The following is a 2,707-nucleotide window of genomic DNA, read 5'->3' on the forward strand; positions in this document are numbered from 1 at the left end:
CCGCCCGGACGCCCGGGGCGGCGATCATCATGACGCCGAGCATCAGGATGAAGGCAGGTAGGCGCCGAAGGAGACGTTCCCGCCGGTCAGCAGCAGCACCGCGATGGAGAAGCAGGTGATCTTGATCATCGAACCGGACAGGTGGATGGTGGCGCACAGCGGCACCACGAACCCGGCCACGGAATCGTTCACGCCGTTCTTCTTCGTCGAATCCAGGGTCACCGGGATGGTGGCGGCCGAGGAGGAGGTGCCCAGGGCGGTGAAGTAGGCGTCGCGCATGTTCCACAGCGCCTTGAACGGGTTGCGTCCGGCGACCGAGCCGGCGATGGTGTACTGCAGGATCAGGATGACCAGGGTCAGCCCGAAGGAGACCAGGGCGACCAGCAGGAACTTGGTGATCACGGTGACCGCCGACCCGCTGGCCGACAGGTCCATGAAGATGCCGAAGATGAACAGCGGCAGCGCCGGGACGATGATGCGCCGGATGACGGACTCAATGATGGTGCGGAACTCGACCGCCCCGCGGAAGAGCACCTTGGAGTGGAAGGCGGTTAGGCCCACGCCGATGACGAACGCGAGCACCAGCGCGCTCATCACGTCGATGACCGGGGGCAGGACGATCTCGGTGGCCGAGTCGCCGGCGCTAGCGACCACGGTGATGAAGGGGGTGAACCCGGAACCGGACTCCTCCCCGAACTCCTCCAGCCCGCCGCCGGAAAGCGCCGGGGTGAACAGCCAGCGGCTGACGAAGTAGCTAGCAGCCCGGCAGTGATGGTCGACCCGTAGGCGATCACCGCGGTGATGCCCAGCCACTTGCCGGCGCCCTTGCCCAGTTCGGCGATGGCCGGCATGACCAGGCCCAGGATGATCAGCGGAACAATGAAGCCCAGGAACCCGGAGAAGATCGAGTTGTAGGTCAGAAACAGCCCACCCAGCCATTCGGGCATGATCGGTCCGGTCACCACGCAAGGATGATGGCGATGATGATCCAGCCCAGCAGGGGGATCGATTTCAGTATCTTCATGGGGATCCTTCGGTCGTGATGATCGCGGCGCGCAGCACTGGTCTGCAGGTTGTGGTGCAGCCCACGCCCCAGTCATGTTATAGCGTCAGGGCCCCTGCTTGAAAGCCGACCGCTCGCGAGCCACCGGCACCTCACGGAAGACAAGAGGGTCCGGGCGGTGGCGCGGACCCTCTTGTCTTGCGGTGTGGTGATGCGGTTACTGGCTCAGCTTCTTGCGGATGAACCCCGAGGCCTGGTCGACCACGATGATCAGCACCAGCACAATGATGATTTGGGTGAGCATCGCGTCGAACTGGAAGGACTTGATGGACTGCTTGATCAGCAGCCTGATGCACCGGCCCCCACCAGTCTCAAGCCGATGACCTGCCCATCTGGATAGCCTCGGAAAAGCGTGAGACGATCACGGCTGATGCGCCTGGATGGCGGTGAACCGGAGCCCCGGCAGGTGGACAAGCCCCTCGAACGCTTCCGGGGACTGCGGCTGAGCTACTACACCCAGAATCCCCCACCGCGCTGCCCGGTGTGGAGTACGCGTTGCGCGCGAACTACGGGACGTCCCAGCGCAGCCCGCCGTCGAGGTGCCGCCGGTCGTCAGGCCCAGTACATGATCCACGGCGCCATGGAGCAGACCGGGGTCCAGACCGTGGCCCGCGTGCTGGCTGCCGGGGACACCATCAACGACCTGCTGGCCGCCCGCAACGCCGGGGTGCACGCGGTGGGTGTGCTGACCGGCAAGCTGCAGCGCGCCGAGCTGGAAGAGCAGCCGCATGATGCCGTGCTGGAGGGGGTCAAGGACCTGCCCAAGTACCTCGCCTCGCTGGATACGGTCAGCGTCTAGGGAACACTTCCGACGCCGCGCCCGAGCCGGTGGGTGACCTTAACGGGAACCCGCCCGCCCCAAAGGGACGAATCCTCGGCCGCATCCGCGTAGAAAGCACCGCGTTGTGACGGTGAAGGAGCAAAAATGTCGCTTATTTCACGTGCTTCCCGTATTTCCTGTGGGCTTCTACTGGAAGTAGAATCAGTTGTCAATCTTCAACTATCCGAGGAGGAATTCAGCCGATGGGTGCTGAAATCCAGTACAAAAGCCCCTTCAACTTCGTCCAGGTCCTGATCTTGGCCCTGGGTGCCGCCTACCTGAACGTCATCGTCTTCTTCGTCAGTGAATCCGCCGGCGGTTCCATGGTGTTCAACGGCGGCCTGGTGGACCACGTGCAGTTCGCGCAGGTTCTGGGCTTCACCCTCGCACCGATCATGATCCTGGGGCTGCTTACCTTCGCCATCGGCAGCGCCAAGCCGGGCTTCTGCCGCATCGCCCAGTGGCTTGCGCGATCGTGGCCGTCGTCTCCATCATCAACCCGATCCTGCACGCCACCGACGCGGCCACCGGCATTGCCCTGGCCCTGATGCACCTGGTGGTGGCGGCAGCCTGGTTCGTGGCGGTCCGCCGCACGAACAACAACCAGCCGGTCCCGGCCTACGCGTTGCGGTAACCAGCCGGCCATAAACAGCGGGCAGTCCTACGGCTTCAGTTAACGTAGACCCCAGAACGCGCACAGCGAGGGGGAGACGATGAAGTTTGCGGGACTGTCCGCTTTTCCATTGGTGCCGATGGCGGGGAAACGGGTCGACATTGACGCCGTGGCCCGCCTGGTGGCCCGCGCCGCCGGCGCCGGGGTGGAC

General features: G+C 64.4%; 6 protein-coding genes. 4 read left to right on the forward strand and 2 right to left on the reverse strand.

All coding sequences use genetic code 11. From position 1 onward, the window contains the following. Positions 1–42: 42 nt before the first annotated feature. A complete protein-coding gene (locus JCM19049_RS23510; RefSeq protein WP_279403029.1) occupies positions 43–654 on the reverse strand; it encodes a cation:dicarboxylate symporter family transporter in 612 nt (203 codons plus the stop codon). Then, complete coding sequence (locus JCM19049_RS23515) at positions 594–947, reverse strand: cation:dicarboxylate symporter family transporter (RefSeq protein WP_279403030.1); 354 nt, start codon at positions 945–947, stop codon at positions 594–596. Before JCM19049_RS23515 ends, JCM19049_RS23510 begins: the two co-directional genes overlap by 61 nt. 234 nt (positions 948–1,181) lie before the next feature. On the opposite strand from JCM19049_RS23515, the gene JCM19049_RS20430 reads away from it, so the two are divergent. From JCM19049_RS20430 to JCM19049_RS20440, 4 genes are all read left to right on the forward strand, one after another. After that, positions 1,182–1,403 (forward strand): hypothetical protein, encoded by a 222-nt coding sequence (locus tag JCM19049_RS20430; protein ID WP_279403031.1) that lies wholly within the window; start codon positions 1,182–1,184, stop codon positions 1,401–1,403. A 30-nt stretch (positions 1,404–1,433) separates the two neighbouring features. Then, a complete protein-coding gene (locus JCM19049_RS20435; protein ID WP_279403032.1) occupies positions 1,434–1,862 on the forward strand; it encodes an HAD hydrolase-like protein in 429 nt (142 codons plus the stop codon). 224 nt (positions 1,863–2,086) lie between these two features. After that, complete coding sequence (locus JCM19049_RS11180) at positions 2,087–2,431, forward strand: DUF6069 family protein (RefSeq protein WP_054821629.1); 345 nt, start codon at positions 2,087–2,089, stop codon at positions 2,429–2,431. Continuing rightward, positions 2,359–2,517 carry a DUF6069 family protein gene (locus tag JCM19049_RS20440; protein ID WP_279403033.1) on the forward strand — a complete coding sequence of 53 codons (159 nt, stop codon included), beginning with the start codon at positions 2,359–2,361 and terminating at the stop codon, positions 2,515–2,517. Before JCM19049_RS11180 ends, JCM19049_RS20440 begins: the two co-directional genes overlap by 73 nt. Positions 2,518–2,707 lie beyond the last annotated feature (190 nt).

Source organism: Arthrobacter sp. JCM 19049, assembly GCF_001310435.1.